This window comes from Micromonospora sp. NPDC005205 (genome assembly GCF_040608275.1).
Classification (GTDB): Bacteria; Actinomycetota; Actinomycetes; order Mycobacteriales; family Micromonosporaceae; genus Micromonospora.
On the sequence record NZ_JBEXHV010000011.1, the window covers coordinates 203340 to 218152 of the forward strand.

At 73.1% G+C, this 14813-nt stretch carries 11 protein-coding genes; 4 read left to right on the top strand and 7 right to left on the bottom strand.

Annotated elements, in window-relative coordinates:
* The first annotated feature begins 12 nt into the window (after nucleotides 1-12).
* From ABZU43_RS21225 to ABZU43_RS21240, 4 genes are read left to right on the top strand one after another with little or no spacing between them, the layout of a single operon-like run.
* A complete protein-coding gene (locus ABZU43_RS21225; RefSeq protein WP_355008193.1) occupies nucleotides 13-1077 on the top strand; it encodes an ABC transporter substrate-binding protein in 1065 nt (354 codons plus the stop codon).
* Entirely contained in the window at nucleotides 1074-1853 is a 780-nt protein-coding gene (locus tag ABZU43_RS21230; RefSeq protein ID WP_355008194.1) for an ABC transporter ATP-binding protein, read from the top strand. Before ABZU43_RS21225 ends, ABZU43_RS21230 begins: the two co-directional genes overlap by 4 nt.
* The gene (locus ABZU43_RS21235; RefSeq protein WP_355008195.1) at nucleotides 1843-2727 is read left to right on the top strand and encodes an ABC transporter permease; all 885 of its coding nucleotides are present in this window, start codon (nucleotides 1843-1845) and stop codon (nucleotides 2725-2727) included. Before ABZU43_RS21230 ends, ABZU43_RS21235 begins: the two co-directional genes overlap by 11 nt.
* Nucleotide 2728: 1 nt before the next feature.
* On the top strand, nucleotides 2729-3184 hold the full coding sequence (locus tag ABZU43_RS21240) for an Rrf2 family transcriptional regulator (protein ID WP_355008196.1): 456 nt from the start codon (nucleotides 2729-2731) through the stop codon (nucleotides 3182-3184).
* A 274-nt stretch (nucleotides 3185-3458) separates the two neighbouring features.
* Here the strand turns inward: ABZU43_RS21240 and ABZU43_RS21245 are convergent, their stop codons facing one another.
* The 7 genes from ABZU43_RS21245 to ABZU43_RS21275 form a co-directional block, all read right to left on the bottom strand.
* Complete coding sequence (locus ABZU43_RS21245) at nucleotides 3459-3659, bottom strand: hypothetical protein (protein WP_355008197.1); 201 nt, start codon at nucleotides 3657-3659, stop codon at nucleotides 3459-3461.
* A 245-nt stretch (nucleotides 3660-3904) separates the two neighbouring features.
* A complete protein-coding gene (locus tag ABZU43_RS21250; protein WP_355008198.1) occupies nucleotides 3905-5218 on the bottom strand; it encodes a DEAD/DEAH box helicase in 1314 nt (437 codons plus the stop codon).
* A 223-nt stretch (nucleotides 5219-5441) separates the two neighbouring features.
* Complete coding sequence (locus ABZU43_RS21255; RefSeq protein WP_007464836.1) at nucleotides 5442-5645, bottom strand: cold-shock protein; 204 nt, start codon at nucleotides 5643-5645, stop codon at nucleotides 5442-5444.
* 226 nt (nucleotides 5646-5871) lie between these two features.
* The gene (locus tag ABZU43_RS21260) at nucleotides 5872-9408 is read right to left on the bottom strand and encodes a UvrD-helicase domain-containing protein (protein ID WP_355008199.1); all 3537 of its coding nucleotides are present in this window, start codon (nucleotides 9406-9408) and stop codon (nucleotides 5872-5874) included.
* A gap of 79 nt (nucleotides 9409-9487) precedes the next feature.
* The gene (locus ABZU43_RS21265) at nucleotides 9488-13105 is read right to left on the bottom strand and encodes an ATP-dependent DNA helicase (RefSeq protein WP_355008200.1); all 3618 of its coding nucleotides are present in this window, start codon (nucleotides 13103-13105) and stop codon (nucleotides 9488-9490) included.
* Between the two features lie 225 nt (nucleotides 13106-13330).
* The gene (locus ABZU43_RS21270; protein ID WP_355008201.1) at nucleotides 13331-13876 is read right to left on the bottom strand and encodes a TIGR00730 family Rossman fold protein; all 546 of its coding nucleotides are present in this window, start codon (nucleotides 13874-13876) and stop codon (nucleotides 13331-13333) included.
* The gene (locus ABZU43_RS21275; protein WP_355008202.1) at nucleotides 13876-14730 is read right to left on the bottom strand and encodes a TIGR00730 family Rossman fold protein; all 855 of its coding nucleotides are present in this window, start codon (nucleotides 14728-14730) and stop codon (nucleotides 13876-13878) included. Before ABZU43_RS21275 ends, ABZU43_RS21270 begins: the two co-directional genes overlap by 1 nt.
* Nucleotides 14731-14813: the final 83 nt, after the last annotated feature.

The following is a 14813-nucleotide window of genomic DNA, read 5'->3' on the forward strand; positions in this document are numbered from 1 at the left end:
ATTGGATGGACGATGAGACGGCTCCCCCTGCGCCGGTTGGTCACCCTGGCCACCCTCGCCGTGGTCGGCGCGGCGACCCTGGGCAGCACCGCCGCGTGCGGCGACGACAGCGAGGGCGCGGGCGGCAGCTCCGGCCCGGTGACGCTGCGCCTCGGCTACTTTCCCAACATCACCCACGCGCCGGCCGTCGTCGGCGTGGAGAAGGGCATCTTCACGGAGAAGCTCGGCACCAACGTCAAGCTGGACCCGAAGACCTTCAACGCCGGCCCGGCCGCCATCGAGGCGGTCTTCTCCGGTGCGCTGGACGCCACCTACATCGGTCCGAACCCGACGGTGAACGCCTTCTCCAAGTCCAAGGGCGAGGCCGTCCGGGTCATCTCCGGCGCGGCCTCCGGCGGGGTGGCGCTGGTGGTCAAGCCCACCATCACGGGTGTGCAGGATCTGAAGGGCAAGAAGATCGCCACCCCGCAGCTGGGCAACACCCAGGACGTGGCGATCCGGTACTGGCTCAAGCAGCAGGGCCTCACCACCACCAAGGAGGGCGGCGGCGACGTCAAGATCGTGCCGCAGGAGAACGCCCAGACCATCGAGACGTTCAACAGCGGCGCGATCGACGGCGCCTGGGTGCCCGAGCCGTTCGTCTCCCGCCTGGTCAACGCCGGCGGCAAGGTGCTCGTCGACGAGCGCGACCTGTGGCCGGACAAGAAGTTCGTCATCACCAACCTGCTGGTGAGCACCAAGTTCCTCAAGGCGCACCCGGACGTGGTGCAGAGGCTGGTCGACGGTCAGGTGGCCGCCAACGAGTTCGTCAACACCAAGCCGGACGAGGCGCAGCAGGCCATCTCCGACGCGATCGGCAAGATCACCGGAAAGCCGCTCGACTTGAAGCTCATCAAGCAGGCGTGGCCGACGTTGGAGTTCACCAACGACCCGATCTCGTCCTCCCTGAAGGCCGGGCTCGACCACGCCGTCGATGTCGGCCTGACCGAACCGGTCGACCTCAAGGGCCTGTACGACCTGAAGTACCTCAACAACGCGCTCAAGGCGCAGGGCAAGCCCGAGGTCGTCCAGCCATGACGTCGACCACGACGACGCCGCAGAGCGCGACCACAGCGGTCGCGCTCTCCGGCGTGACAAAGGTGTACGGGCGCGGGGCGAACGCCGTCCTGGCCCTGGACGGAGTGTCGCTGGACGTCGCACCCGGCGAGTTCGTCTGTCTGGTCGGCGCGTCCGGCTGCGGCAAGAGCACCCTGCTCAACCTGGTGGCCGGGCTGGACCGGGTCAGCGGCGGGCAGATCACCCTGGGCGGCGACGTCAACCCGGGCCTGATGTTCCAGGAGCCGGCGCTCTTCCCGTGGCTGACCGTCGACGCCAATGTGGAGGTGCCCCTCAAGCTTCGCCGACTGCCCCGGGCCCAGCGTCGCGAGCGGGTGGCCGAGCTGCTGCGCACCGTCCACCTGGCCGACTTCGGCCGTAAGCGCCCGCACGAGCTCTCCGGCGGGATGCGGCAGCGTGTCGCGCTCGCCCGCACGCTGGCCCTGGACACTCCGGTGCTGCTGATGGACGAGCCGTTCGGCGCGCTGGACGCGATGACCCGCGACATCCTGCACGACGAGCTGGAACGGATCTGGTCCGAGCGCAAGCTCTCGGTGCTCTTCGTGACGCACAACGTCCGCGAGGCGGCCCGGCTGGCCGACCGGATCATCCTGCTCTCCAGCCGACCCGGCCGGATCATCTACTCCACCGAGGTGAACATCCCGCGCCCTCGCCGGATCGACTCCCCCGAGGTCGCCGCCATCGCCGCCGAGGTCACCGAGCGGCTCCGTACGGAGGTGGGCCGCCATGGCCAGTGACACCCTCACCAGCTCGGCGCGTACCGACGCGGAGATCACCGGCCTCGACGCGCTGGAGATCGCCGGTCGGGACAAGGAGGTCTCCCGGGGCACCCGAATCTGGGCGGCCACCTGGCCCAAGCTCGCCGCACTGGCCATCGCCATCGCAATCTGGCAGGCCGTGGTCTGGACCGGGTGGAAGGACCCGTGGGCCCTCCCGGGCCCAGGGCCGGTCTTCGCCGACCTCGCCGACTACTTTCTGAGCCAAGCGCTCTGGGACGGGCTGGCCACCACGGCACGGCGTGCGGTGATCGGCTTTGCCGCCGCAGTGGCCGTCGGCCTGCTGCTCGGCCTCGGCGTCTCTCGGTCGAAGGTGCTCCGGGCCGCCATCGGGTCCATGATCACGGCACTACAGACGATGCCGTCGATCGCCTGGTTCCCCCTGGCGATCCTGCTCTTCGAACTCAGCGAACAGGCGATCTTCTTCGTGGTGGTGCTCGGTGCCGCACCGTCCATCGCCAACGGTGTCATCCATGGCGTGGACTACGTCCCGCCGCTGCTGCAGCGTGCCGGCCGCAACCTGGGTGCCCGAGGTCTGAACCTGTACCGGTACGTCATCGCGCCAGCCGCGCTGCCCGCGATCGTCGCCGGCCTCAAGCAGGGCTGGGCCTTCGCATGGCGCAGCCTGATGGCCGGTGAATTGCTCGTGGTCATCGCCGCGCGAACGTCGATCGGCGCTCAGCTCACCTACGCGAGGGATTTCTCGGACGCGGAACGGCTGATGGCCATCATGATCGTCATCCTGGTCGTCGGACTCCTCGTGGACACCGCGTTCGGCGCTGCGGACAAGGCGATCCGGCGCCGCTGGGGCGTACTGGACCAGGCTGGTCAGTGACGTGTTCGTCTCCGCGCGCAGCGACTACGCGCTCCGGGCGATGCTCGCCGTCGCCGCCGCCGGTGGTGGCGGCGACGGCGACCGGGTCGGCGAGTTGGCGAAGGCGGCCAGCCTGGCCGAGGTGCAGGACATCCCGCTCAGCTTCCTGCAGGGCATCCTGCTCGATCTGCGCCGGGCCGGTCTGCTGCACAGCCATCGCGGCGCCGACGGCGGGTACGCGCTGACCCGCCCGGCCGACGAGATCACCGTCGGAGACGTGCTGCGTGCGGTCGGCGGGTCGCTCACCACGGTGCGCGGTCTGCCGGCCGAGCGGGCCGGCTATCACGGAGTGGCCGCCGGGCTCACCGACGTCTGGCTGGCGGTGCACGGGGCGATCGCCACTGTGGTCGACAGCACCACCCTGGCCGACCTGCTCACCCACGCCCCCGTCAGCCCCATCCCCACACCCCCCGCCTGACCCCACCCCACCCGGCCTCGCCCGGCCTCGCCCGGCCTCGCCTCGCCTCGCCTCGCCTCGCCTCGCCTCGCCTCGCGATCTTGCACTTTCTGTCGTGACGTAGGGGGCGTAACGGCCCATACCGGCAACAGAAACTGCAAGATCGGCGCGGTGGGTGTGGGGTGTGGGGTGTGGGGCGATGTGGTCGGGTCGGTGCCCCGCCGACCCGACCACATCTCGATACCGATCCTCACCGGGCCTGCCCCTCCGCCGGCACCGGTAGGCCGGTTGCTGCTCAGCCCACGTGTGCGGTCGACGGGCCGAGGCCCGGGTCGCCAGGACTGCGCAGCTCCACCAGACCGGCGGGAGCGTTACCCGCCGGGGTGGCATGCCAGGGCGCGAAGGCCGCAACCATGGCGAGCAACAATCCGGCGAGCGCGACGGCGACCACCAGGATCAGTTCACGCAGCGCACCCGAGCCGGCTTCGCCCGCCATGGTCACCCCTCCCGAGCCGGGCCCCCCGCCCGACTTCCCCCCGTCGGTCAGCCTTGACCACGACCGACCGGGGCGCAGTCGGCCAGCCGACCCGGGAAAGGCTGATTACCGACTCAGCCGAGGGGCCACCCGGCGCGGCCGGCTGACCGGTCGGGCCGCGCCGACAGCCGACCGGCCGGGGTCACCGCACAGAAAAAACCGACCCACCCCGCCGAAGCGGGACGGGTCGGTCGACGCGCAGAGGATCAGACGGTACTGGGGCGACGCGGCCGACGGGACCGGCCCGACGCGCGGTGCGCCGGACGGGCGCCACCGTCGGTGGCCGAGCCGCCGGAGGTACGGGTCCGAGAGGCGGGTGCCGGCGGAGCGACGATGGTCACCGGCACACCGGACGGCTCGCGGGCACCGGTCACCCGGGCCAGCGATCCGTCACCCGCGCGCACCTGGACCGACTCGGGCCGGATACCGGCGGTGGCCATCAGGCGGGACACGTCCCGGCGCTGCTCCGGCAGGACCAGGGTGACCACGGAACCCGACTCGCCGGCCCGGGCGGTACGGCCGCCGCGGTGCAGGTAGTCCTTCGCCTCGGTCGGCGGGTCCACGTTGACCACCATGTCCAGGCCGTCCACGTGGATGCCCCGGGCTGCCACGTCGGTGGCGACCAGAGCGGTCACCTGACCGTTGCGGAACTGCTCCAGGATCCGGGTGCGCTGCGGCTGGGACTTGCCGCCGTGCAGCGCCGCCGCGCGTACGCCCTTGGAGAGCAGCTGGCGGGCCAGCCGGTCGGCGCGGTGCTTGGTGCCCATGAACAGGATGGTGCGGCCCTCACGGGCGGCGATCCGGGTCAGCGCGTCGGGCTTGTCCAGCGCGTCGACGTGCAGCACGTGGTGGGTCATCGCGGTGACGGTGGCGGTGCCCGGGTCGACCGAGTGGGTGACCGGGTTGCTCAGGAAGCGGCGGACCAGCCGGTCCACGCCACCGTCCAGGGTGGCGGAGAAGAGCATCCGCTGCCCCTGCGGCGCGACCTGCTCCAGCAGCTTGGTGACCTGCGGCAGGAAGCCCATGTCGGCCATCTGGTCGGCCTCGTCCAGCACGGTGATCTCGACCTGGTCGAGCCGGGCGTCGCCGCGGTTGATCAGGTCGTGCAGCCGGCCGGGGGTGGCGACGACCACCTCGGCGCCGGCGCGCAGAGCGTCGGCCTGCCGCTGCAACGACAGCCCGCCGACGACGGTGGTGCAGCGCAGCCCGACGGCACGGGCGTACGGGGCCAGGGCGGTGGTGACCTGCTGGGCCAGTTCGCGGGTCGGCACCAGCACCAGGGCGAGCGGGCGACCGGGCCGGGCCTTGCGGCCGGCGGTGCGGGACAGCAGCGGAAGCCCGAAGGCGAGGGTCTTGCCGGAGCCGGTACGACCCCGGCCCAGCACGTCCCGGCCGGCGAGCGAGTCGGGCAGCGTCGCCGTCTGGATCGGGAACGGCTCGTTGATGCCCTGCGCGGTCAACGCGGTGAGCAGCGCCGGTGCCAGCCCGGTAAGAGCGAACGAAGGAATAACTGTGGTCATGCGAAAGCCTTCCTCGACGCGGAACGTGTCGAGGGAGGGCGCCGAAGTCGGCGCTGTCAACCGGCGGCGCAAGGCAGCCAGGACTCACAAGCACGAACCGATTGGAGTACGGGCCGGCCCGCCGCCGGGCCGCCGCCTGCTTGCGCAGGCGACAGCGGGGCGGGCCGGTCCCGTCACCGTCACACCCGGAGGGCGGGACAGGTAATACTGACCGATCCGAAGATCAGAGCGGGCGGATGTTCTCCGCCTGCGGGCCCTTCTGGCCCTGGGTCACCTCGAACTCGACCCGCTGGTTCTCGTCCAGGCTCCGGTAGCCGGAGGACTGGATCGCCGAGAAGTGGGCGAAGACGTCAGCGCCGCCGCCGTCGGGGGTGATGAAGCCGAAGCCCTTGTCAGCGTTGAACCACTTCACGGTGCCAATAGCCATGTGTTTCGTCTCCTTGACGGAACGTCGGACACGCACTTGTTGCGTGCCCGAAGAGGAGCGCTCCGCGCGGGGATGCGCGAATCGCCTGTCGCTTCTGGTCGCCCCGCCCGGAGAACTCCGGACACAACAAAGAGCGCCTGGGGCCACAATCCCGCCAGGCGCACACAGAGTCTCTGGTAACCAAAACTGCAACCCGGATAAGCTACCACGGTTTTCCCCGCAGTGGTCAATGTTGGCCAGAATCTTCGGGCAACTGGGCGATCAAAGCCGTGAGGCCCGTCACATCCAGCAGGTCGGCGGGCCGGACGGTGACCCCGTGGCGGACGTAGTGGAACGCCGCGCCCACCCGCTCGACCGGCACGCCGGCCAACTCCGCCCAGGCCAGCCGGTACACCGCCAGCTGCACGGCGGCCACGTCGGCTGCCGGCCCGGTGGGCTGCGCACCGGTCTTCCAGTCGACCACGTCGAACCGGCCACCCGGCCGGGCGAAGACCGCGTCCATCCGGCCCCGCACCACCACTGAAGCGATCACCGTGGCGAAGGGCACCTCGACCTCCACCGGTGACCGGTCGGCCCACTCGCTGGCCAGGAACCGCTCCTGAAGCTCGACCAGCGCCTCGTCGGGTGCGGCATCGGCGTCGGCCGCGCCGGGCAGCTCGTCCAGGTCCAACAGGCGGTCGGCGCCGAAGCGCTGCTCCAACCAGGCGTGGAAGGCGGTGCCTCGACGGGCGTACGGGTTGGGTTCGGACGGCACCGGGCGACGCAGCGTACGCGCCAGCGCCGCCGGATCACGCCGCAGCGCTACCAGCTGGGTGACGCTCAGCGCCCCGGGCAGCGCCACCTCGACCGCACCGGAGAGCCGGGTCAGCTCGGCGCGCTCCGCCAACAGCAGGTCCGCCTCGCGCTGCCAGCGCGCCACCTCCGGATCCACCTCCGGCTCGACCTGCTCGACCTGCTCGACCTGCTCGACCTGCTCGACCTGCTCGACCTGCTCGACCTGCTCGCCTGACTCGACCGTCGAGCCGATCGGCGTGACCGGCCCGGCGAGCACCGGCCCGGCCGGCACAGGAAGCACCGGCCCGGCCGGCACAGGGAGCACCGGCCCGACCGGCCCGGGGAGCGCCGCCGCCGGGCCGTCGGCCATCAGGCGACGCACCAGCCCGGCCGCCTCGGCCAACGCCGGCCGGCGACCGCCCAGCGGGTCGGCCGGCCACTCCGCGCGGAGCACGACCTCGGCCGTGGGGTTCGTCGCGTCCGGGGTCGGCGCGGGCGCCCACGCGTCGATCAGGTGCCCCGGCCCGCCGTCGAGGCAGGCGTCGTACACCTCCCGCAGGAAGACCGACGGACCTCGCGGTCGCTTCGTGCCCTCTCCCCACCAGTAACCGGAGCAGAGCAGCAGCCGGCGCGGCCGGGTGACCGCCACGTACGTCAGCCGGCGTTCCTCCCGCTCGTCGTGGGCCCGCCACGCGTCGGTGAAGTCGGTCACCGCCCGCGCCACGGCCCGCTGGTCGCCCGCCTCGTCGAGCGCCAACTCGGGCAGCCCGTCGGCGTCGCCGCGCAGCGGGAACGGCAGCACGCCCAGCCCACCCAACCAGTGGTCGGAGTTGCGGACCGGCCCCGGCCACAGCCCACGACTGAGCCCGGCCACCGCCACGACGTCCCACTCCAGGCCCTTGGCGGCGTGCGCGGTGACCACCTGCACCGCGCCCTCCACCACCTCGACCTCGCCCGGCGCCAGACCGCGCTCCTCGTCCTCGGCGGCGGCCAGGTAGGACAGGAACCCGGACAGGGTCGCGCCGGGTGTCTCCCCGCTGAACCGGGCCGCCACGTCGCCGAGCGCGTCCAGATGCCCCCGGGCCAGGCCCGCGTCGCCGGCGCCGTCCCGGCCGGCCCGCACCGCGACCTCCACGTCCAGGCCGATGGTCCGCTCGATGTCCGCGATGAGGTCCGGCAGCGCCTGGTCCAGCCGGTAGCGCAGCAGCGCCAACTCCCGGCCGTACGCGCGCAGCCGCGCGAAACCCTCGGCCGAGTACGCCTGCGCCGGCCCGAGGTCGGCCAACGCCTCCACCAGGGTCGCCTCGTCCAACAGGTCGGGACTGATCTCCGAGGCCTCGTCGGCGGCCACCTGTCGCCGGGCGTTCGCGATGGCCCGGGCTCGCCGGTGCAACGCCACCAGGTCACGTGGCCCGATCCGCCAACGGGCGCCGGTGAGCAACCGCAGCAGCGCGGCGCCATCGGTCGGGTCGGCCAGGACCCGCAGCGTGCAGACCACGTCACGTACCTCGGGGGTGTCCAGCAGGCCGCCCAGCCCCACCACCTCGACAGGTAGGCCCCGCTCACGCAGCGCCGATTCGATCGCCGGAATCTGGCTGCGCACCCGGACCAGCACGGCCGTCGTCGGACGGCGCTCCACCGGGATGTGTTCAGGGGCGGCGCCCGGCATCCCGGCCGCGCCACGCCAGGCGGCGAGCACGCTGTCGGCGATCCAGGCAGCCTCGTCGGCGTACGTGGGCAGCATCGCGCAGTGCACGGTGCCGCCGGCTGCGCCGCCCGGGCTGCGGTGCGGGATCGGGTCCCGGACGGTCAACGCGGAGCGCAGTTCCGGCACCCGGGCACCCGCCGCCCGCAGCGGGGTGGAGAGCGCGTTCGCCACCCGGAGGATCTCCGGGCGGTTGCGCCAACTCGTGGTGAGGCCCAGCGCCGGGGCCGGCTCACCGTTGGCGCGGGCGAACTCGGTGGGGAACCGGTCCAGGGTGCCCGCGCTGGCCCCCCGCCAGCCGTAGATCGACTGGCACGGGTCGCCCACCGCGGTCACCGGGTGCCCGCCACCGAACAGCGCGTTGAGCAACACCACCTGTGCGTGGCTGGTGTCCTGGTACTCGTCGAGCAGCACCACCCGGAAGCGGTCCCGCTCGATCACGCCGACCCCCGGGTGGTCCCGGGCCACCCGGGCCGCCCTGGCGAGCTGGTCGGCGAAGTCCATCGCCTCGAAGTCCTCCTTGCGCCGGGTGTACGCCCGCACCAGCGGCAACAGGCGCAACCGGGTCTGCTGGAGGGTGAGCGCCTTACGCACGTCGGCGTACACCCGACCCGGCCGGGACTGCACCTCGGCGAAGAACCGACCGGTCCAGGCCGCCAGGTCGTCCGGCGCGACCAGATGCTCGTCCAACTCCCCGGCCAGCGCCAGCACCGCGTCGGTGATGGTGCTCGGCATCCGGTCCACAGCGGACATGTCGCCGTCGTAGTTGCGCACCAGCAGGTCGACCAACTGCCAGCGGGACGCCTCGGTGAGCAGCCGGGTGGACGGCTCGTAGCCGGCCCGCAGCCCGTGCTCGGTGACGATCCGCCCCGCGTATGAGTGGTAGGTGGAGACGGTGGGTTCACCCGCGAGCGGGTCGTCCAGCGGGTCCCGCCCCTGCCTGCCGAGTCGGCGGATCAGCTGGTCGAGCCGGGTTCGTACCCGATGGGCCAGCTCGCCGGCCGCCTTGCGGGTGAAGGTCAGCCCGAGGATCTGCTCCGGCCGCACGTACGAGTTGGCCACCAGCCAGACCACCCGGGCGGCCATCGTCTCGGTCTTGCCCGACCCGGCGCCCGCGACCACCAGCAGCGGTTCCACCGGGGCGGCGATGATCGCGGCCTGCTCCCGGGTGGGCGCCGGCAACCGCAGCAGCTTGGCCAGCTCCACCGGTGTGTACCGGGGGCCGGAGTCCGCGAGTCGGGGCGTCGGCGCGGGACCCGCGCCGAACAGGGTGGGCTGACTCACCGTGCCGTCTCAGTTCCCAACACCGGCGCACTCCTCGCCCTCACGGGTGCCGTCCCAGGTCGCGACTGGGTTCGCACGCTCACTCCTCGCCCTCGCCTGCGCGTCGGACGGTGGGCGGCTCGACGACCTGGCGGCCCTGCCCGGAGACCGGGCAGCTGGTGCGCACCGGGCAGACCCGGCACTTCGAGTTGGCCACCGCGGCGAACGTGGCGGCTGCCATCGTATCGGCGGTCCGTCGCACCAGCGCGGTCGCCCAACCGGCCGCCGGCCCCTCGCTGGCGGCCGGCTGATTCTGCTCCCTGGCGTCCTTGGCGGAGGTCCCGAGCTGCACCAGCGCGGCGCCCCCGGACTCGTCACCGAACTCGGCGAACGCCCCTGCCTCCACCGCCGCCTGGTAGGCGCCGAGCTGCGGGTGCTCGGCCAGATCGGTGCCGGTGACAGCTGTGGACTTGCCGGTCTTCAGGTCGATCACCACGAGCCGCCCGGCCTCGTCGACCTCCAGCCGGTCGACCCGACCGGTCAGGTCGACCGGCCGGTTCGGGTCGTCCAGGCGGACGGCGAACTCGTGCTCGATGGCGAGCAACCGGCGCGGATTGGTGGCCAGCCAGCGCAGCAGCTTGTCGACCATCGCCTCGGCGCGTTCCCGCTCCGGCCCGGCCATCCACCGGGCCGCCAGCTCGATCGCGTCGAACCGGGCGGCCACGTAGTCGAGCAGCGCGCCACGGTCGGCGCTGGCGTCCTCGGCGAGCATCGCGGCGGCGTGCACCAGGTTGCCCACCCCCTGCGCGGTGCTGGTCGGGCCGCTACCGCCGTGCCGTTCCAGCAGCCAGCGCAGGCTGCACCGCAGCGCACTCTCCATGGCCGACGGGGTGACCCGCACCGGGTCGCCGTCGTCGACGAGCGGCCGGTCGTCGGAGAGAACCCGCAACCCCCACCAGTCGTCGGGGTGCGCGCCGGGCACCCCGGCGGCGGCGAGCCGGGCCAGCTCGGCCGCCGCGGCGCGCCGCCGGGCCGCCGGGGCGGCCGGGTCGGTGATGGCGGTACGGAGTTCCGCGACCAACGCCGGCAGGGTGAGCGCCCGGGGTGGACGGGTCACCGGCAGCGCCCCGGGGCGGTCCGGCTCCTCGTCGCCGGTCTCGCCCGCCGCAGCGCCCCCGTTGCCGCCGGACGACGGCTCGGTGCGGGGACCGGGCGGGGTCGGTGGGGCCGGAGGCGGCGCGCTCGGCGGGGTGGGCGGGGTCGGTGGCGTGCTCGGCGGGGTCGGTGGCGTGGTCGGCGGGGTCGGTGGCGTGCTCGGCGGGGTGGGCGGTGCGCTCGGCGGGGTCGGTGGCGGGATGCTCGGGCCCAGCTCGTGCAGGAACCGGCTGGGTTGCTCCTCGTGGTCGTCCCCGCCGACGGCGGCCGACGCCACGGCGCTGACCAGCAGCCGGTGGCGGGCCCGACTGATGGCGACGTGGAAGAGCCGACGCTCCTCGTCCAGCAGAGCCGAGGTCTGACCCACCACGTTCGCCGCGGTCGCCCCGTCGACCGACCGGCCGGCCAGCACGTCGACCAGTCGCTCGGAGCCGAGCAGGCTGCCGCGCAACCGCAGGTCCGGCCAGATGCCCTCCTGCACACCGGCCACCGCGACCAGGTCCCATTCCAGGCCCTTCGCGGCGTGCGCGGTCAGCAGGCGTACCGCCGCTCCCCGGTCGGCGGTCGGGGCGATGGTGTCGGCCGGCAGGTCCTGGGCGAGCACGTGGTCGAGGAAGACCTCGGTGCGGGCACCGGGCAGCCGGTCGGTGAACCGGGCCGCCGCGTCGAAGAGGACCAGCACGGCGTCCAGGTCGCGGTCGGCAGCCTCGGCCCGCCGACGCCGGGCCAGGTCGCCCTCACCGGCCTCCGGACGCCCCTGGTTGATCGCGCCGGCCCACCGCTCGGCGAGGCCACTGGCGTGCCAGACGGCCCACAGCACCTCCTCGGCGGTCGCGCCCGGCCGGGCAGCGACCTCGCGTGCGATGGCCAGCAGCCCGGCCACCGCCTGCGCCGGCTCCGCCCAGTGCCGCTCGATGCCGGCCAACTCCTCCGGATCCTGCAGTGCCTCGACGATCAGCTCCCCGGAGGGACGGCGGTCACCGCCGGCCAACGCGAGCGCGCGAAGGCCCTGCCGCAGCCGCCGTTCGGCCAGCGGGTCGGCCCCGCCGAGCGACGAGTGCAGCAGCGCGACCGCCGCCTCCTCGTCGAGTCTTTCCGGCTCCAGCGCGCAGCGCAGCAGGAGCAGCAGCGGTGCGACCGCCGGTTGCAGGTGCAGGGGCAGATCCTCACCGTGCACCACTGTGGGTACGCCGGCAGCGTGCAGCGCCCGTCGCAGGGTGGGCAGCTGCAACGCGGTTGACCGCACCAGCACCGCCATCCGTGACCACGGCACGCCGTCGAGCAGGTGTGCCGAGCGCAGCGCGTGGGCCAGCCAGGCGGCCTCGCTGGTCGCCGAGCGGAAGGTGTGCACCTCGACCACGCCGGGCGGCGCGTCCGGCAGGGGGTGCAGCCGGCGGTGCGCGGCCGGGCCCCGCAGCCGGCGACCCAGTCGGGCGATCGCCGTGAGCAGACCCGGCCCGGCCCGGTACGACGTGGTCAGCAGCACCTGCGCGGCCGGCGCACCGGATGCCGTCCGGAACCGGTGCGGGAACGTCGCCACCCCGGCCGGGTCGGCGCCCCGGAACGCGTACGTGGAGGAATCCGGGTCGGCGAACGCGACGAGCGACTTGCCACCGCCGGCGATGACCGAGAGCAGCTCGAGTTGGGCGGGGTCGGTGTCGGCCAGCTCGTCGAGGTAGACGTACGCGAGCCGACGACGCTCGGCGGCCAGCAACTCCTCGTCGTCGCGCAGTAGCCCGGTGGCCGCCCGGACCAGCTCAGCCGGGTCGTACGCGATGGAGCCCCGGTTGCTGACGTCGCGCAACGCGAGCACGGCGACGTACTCCCGCAGGAAGCGGGCGGCGGCCGGCCAGTCGGCGCGGCCGAGCTTCTCACCCAGCCGGGCCAGGTGGATCGGGCCCACACCGCGTTCGGCGGCGCGCATGAGCAGGTCGCGCAGTTGGCCGGCGAACGCCCGGGTGCGCAGGGCGGGGCGCAGGTCGGTGGGCCAGCCGACCGGGTCGTCCTCGGGCTCCTCGCCCACCACGTCCAGCAGCTCACGGATGATCAGATCCTGTTCGGGGCCGGTGAGCAGCCGGGGCGACGGTTCGCCCCGCTCGGCGGCGGCGCGGCGGAGCAGCCCGAAGGCGTACGCCGGGAAGGTGCGCACCAACGGCTCGCGCAGCACCCGGTGGCCGTCCTGGGCGATCCGAGCCTCGATGCGTTGTCGCAGTGCGGTGGCACCTCGGCGGCCGAAGGTCAGCACCAGGATCCGTTCGGGGTCGGCCCCCTCGGCCACCCGGGCGGCGACCGCCTCGACCAGCGTGCTGGTCTTGCCGGTGCCCGGGCCGCCGAGCACGAGCATCGGCCCGTCGGTGTGCCCGACCACCTCGGCCTGCACCGGATCGGCCCGCCAGCCGCCGCCGACGGCCAGCTCGGCCCCGGCCACGCGATCGGGCCCACCCGGCGTGCCGACACCGCCCACTGACGTGCCGTCGCTGGCGAGCACGGAAGCACTGTCAGGCGTCGCCCCGTCCCCCCGCGCCGGCCCTCCGGGCCGCCGCACCAACCGGTACGCCTGCATCAGCTCATCCCATCAGACCCATACGACAACCAACCCGACCCCTACCCCCACACCCCGCCCCCGCCCCCGCCCCCGCACACCCCACCCCCATCTACCCCTGTCGATCATGAAGTTAGCGGCGCGACACGCCGACGGACACGCCGCTAACTTCATGATCACCGGGGGCGGACCGAGAGCCGGGCGGGCCGAGGGCGGGCGGGGGTGGGGCGGGCGGGGGTGGGGCGGTCAGGTCAGGTGGGATTCCAGGACGTCGAGGGCCTCGGTGACGGTGGTGGTGACCGTCAGGAGGTCGCGACCGGCGGGCTTGAGGAAGGTCTGGTCGGCCAGCGCGTCGAGCCAGTCCAGCAGGGGGCGGTAGAACCCGTCGGTGTCGATCAGCACCATCGGCTTGGTGTGCTGGGCGAGGGTGGCGGTGGTCCAGACCTCGAACAACTCGTCCAGGGTGCCCAGCCCGCCGGGCAGGGTGAGGAAGGCGTCCGACTTGTCGATCATCAGGGTCTTGCGGCTGGCCATCGAGTCGGTCACCAGCAGCTCGTCCGAGGCCAGGTCGGCGACCTCCAGGTCGACCAGCGACTGCGGGATCACGCCGACGGTGCGCCCGCCGGCCGATCGGGCGCCGTCCGCCAGCGCGCCCATCATGCCGACGCAGCCACCACCGCTGACCAGCGTGTGCCCGCGCCGGGCCAGCTCCGCGCCGGTCTCGGCGGCCAGGTCCAACCAGCGCTGATCGAGGGTACGAGAGGAGGCGCAGAAGACGCAGATCGCCGCCATCAGTCGTGGTCCCGAGCCTGTTCGGCTGCCGCCTGCTGGTCTGCGCCGGCGCGGGCGACGGCCTCCTCGCGGACCGCCTCCTGCTCGGCGGAGAGAGCGGCCTCCGACGCGACGATGTACCGGACCGCCTCGTTGACGTCGTCGGTGAGGCAGATCAGGTCCAGGTCCACCGGCCCGATCTTGCCGGTGGCGGCCATCGTGTCGCGCAGCCAGTCCAGCAGGCCCTGCCAGTAGGCGACGCCCATGAGCACCACCGGGAACCGGGTGACCTTGCCGGTCTGCACCAGGGTGAGCGCCTCGAACAGCTCGTCCATCGTGCCGAACCCGCCGGGCAGTACGACGAACGCCTGGGCGTACTTGACGAACATCGTCTTGCGGGCGAAGAAGTAGCGGAAGTCGATGGCCAGGTCGACCCAGTCGTTGATGCCCTGCTCGAACGGAAGCTCGATGCCGAGCCCCACGGAGAGCCCATTGGCCTCGCTGGCGCCCCGGTTGGCGGCCTCCATCACGCCGGGCCCACCTCCGGTGATCACCGCGTAGCCGGCTCGGGCCAGCGCACCGCCCAACTGCTCGGCCAACTGGCACTCGGCGCTGTCCGGCGCGCTGCGCGCCGAGCCGAAGACGCTGACCGCTGACGGCACGTCGGCGAGGGTGTCGAAACCCTCGACGAACTCGGCGAGGATGCGCAGCGCGCGCCAGGCGTCCTTGGTCTTCCAGTCGCCGCGCCCCCGTGAATCAAGCAGTCGCTGGTCGGCGGTGCTGCTCGGGATCGCCCCTCTACGCAGGGTGACCGCACCGCGATGCCGCTCCTGTCCGGGACCGCGACCGGCCTCCCGCCCGTTGCTCTGGCTCATGGGGCAACCGTAGTGGAGCAGCACCGCCCGGGTGCGCGGGGCGGGGACGCCGAGAAATTGTTCGGGATCATGGGCAACTATTC

Bases quoted from the DNA above. Each gene is read 5' to 3' on its own strand.
- ABZU43_RS21225 (WP_355008193.1), top strand. From the start codon at position 13: ATGAGACGGCTCCCCCTGCGCCGGTTGGTCACCCTGGCCACCCTCGCC.
- ABZU43_RS21230 (WP_355008194.1), top strand. From the start codon at position 1,074: ATGACGTCGACCACGACGACGCCGCAGAGCGCGACCACAGCGGTCGCG.
- ABZU43_RS21235 (WP_355008195.1), top strand. From the start codon at position 1,843: ATGGCCAGTGACACCCTCACCAGCTCGGCGCGTACCGACGCGGAGATC.
- ABZU43_RS21245 (WP_355008197.1), bottom strand. From the start codon at position 3,659: ATGGCGGGCGAAGCCGGCTCGGGTGCGCTGCGTGAACTGATCCTGGTG.
- ABZU43_RS21250 (WP_355008198.1), bottom strand. From the start codon at position 5,218: ATGACCACAGTTATTCCTTCGTTCGCTCTTACCGGGCTGGCACCGGCG.
- ABZU43_RS21255 (WP_007464836.1), bottom strand. From the start codon at position 5,645: ATGGCTATTGGCACCGTGAAGTGGTTCAACGCTGACAAGGGCTTCGGC.
- ABZU43_RS21265 (WP_355008200.1), bottom strand. From the start codon at position 13,105: ATGCAGGCGTACCGGTTGGTGCGGCGGCCCGGAGGGCCGGCGCGGGGG.
- ABZU43_RS21270 (WP_355008201.1), bottom strand. From the start codon at position 13,876: ATGGCGGCGATCTGCGTCTTCTGCGCCTCCTCTCGTACCCTCGATCAG.
- ABZU43_RS21275 (WP_355008202.1), bottom strand. From the start codon at position 14,730: ATGAGCCAGAGCAACGGGCGGGAGGCCGGTCGCGGTCCCGGACAGGAG.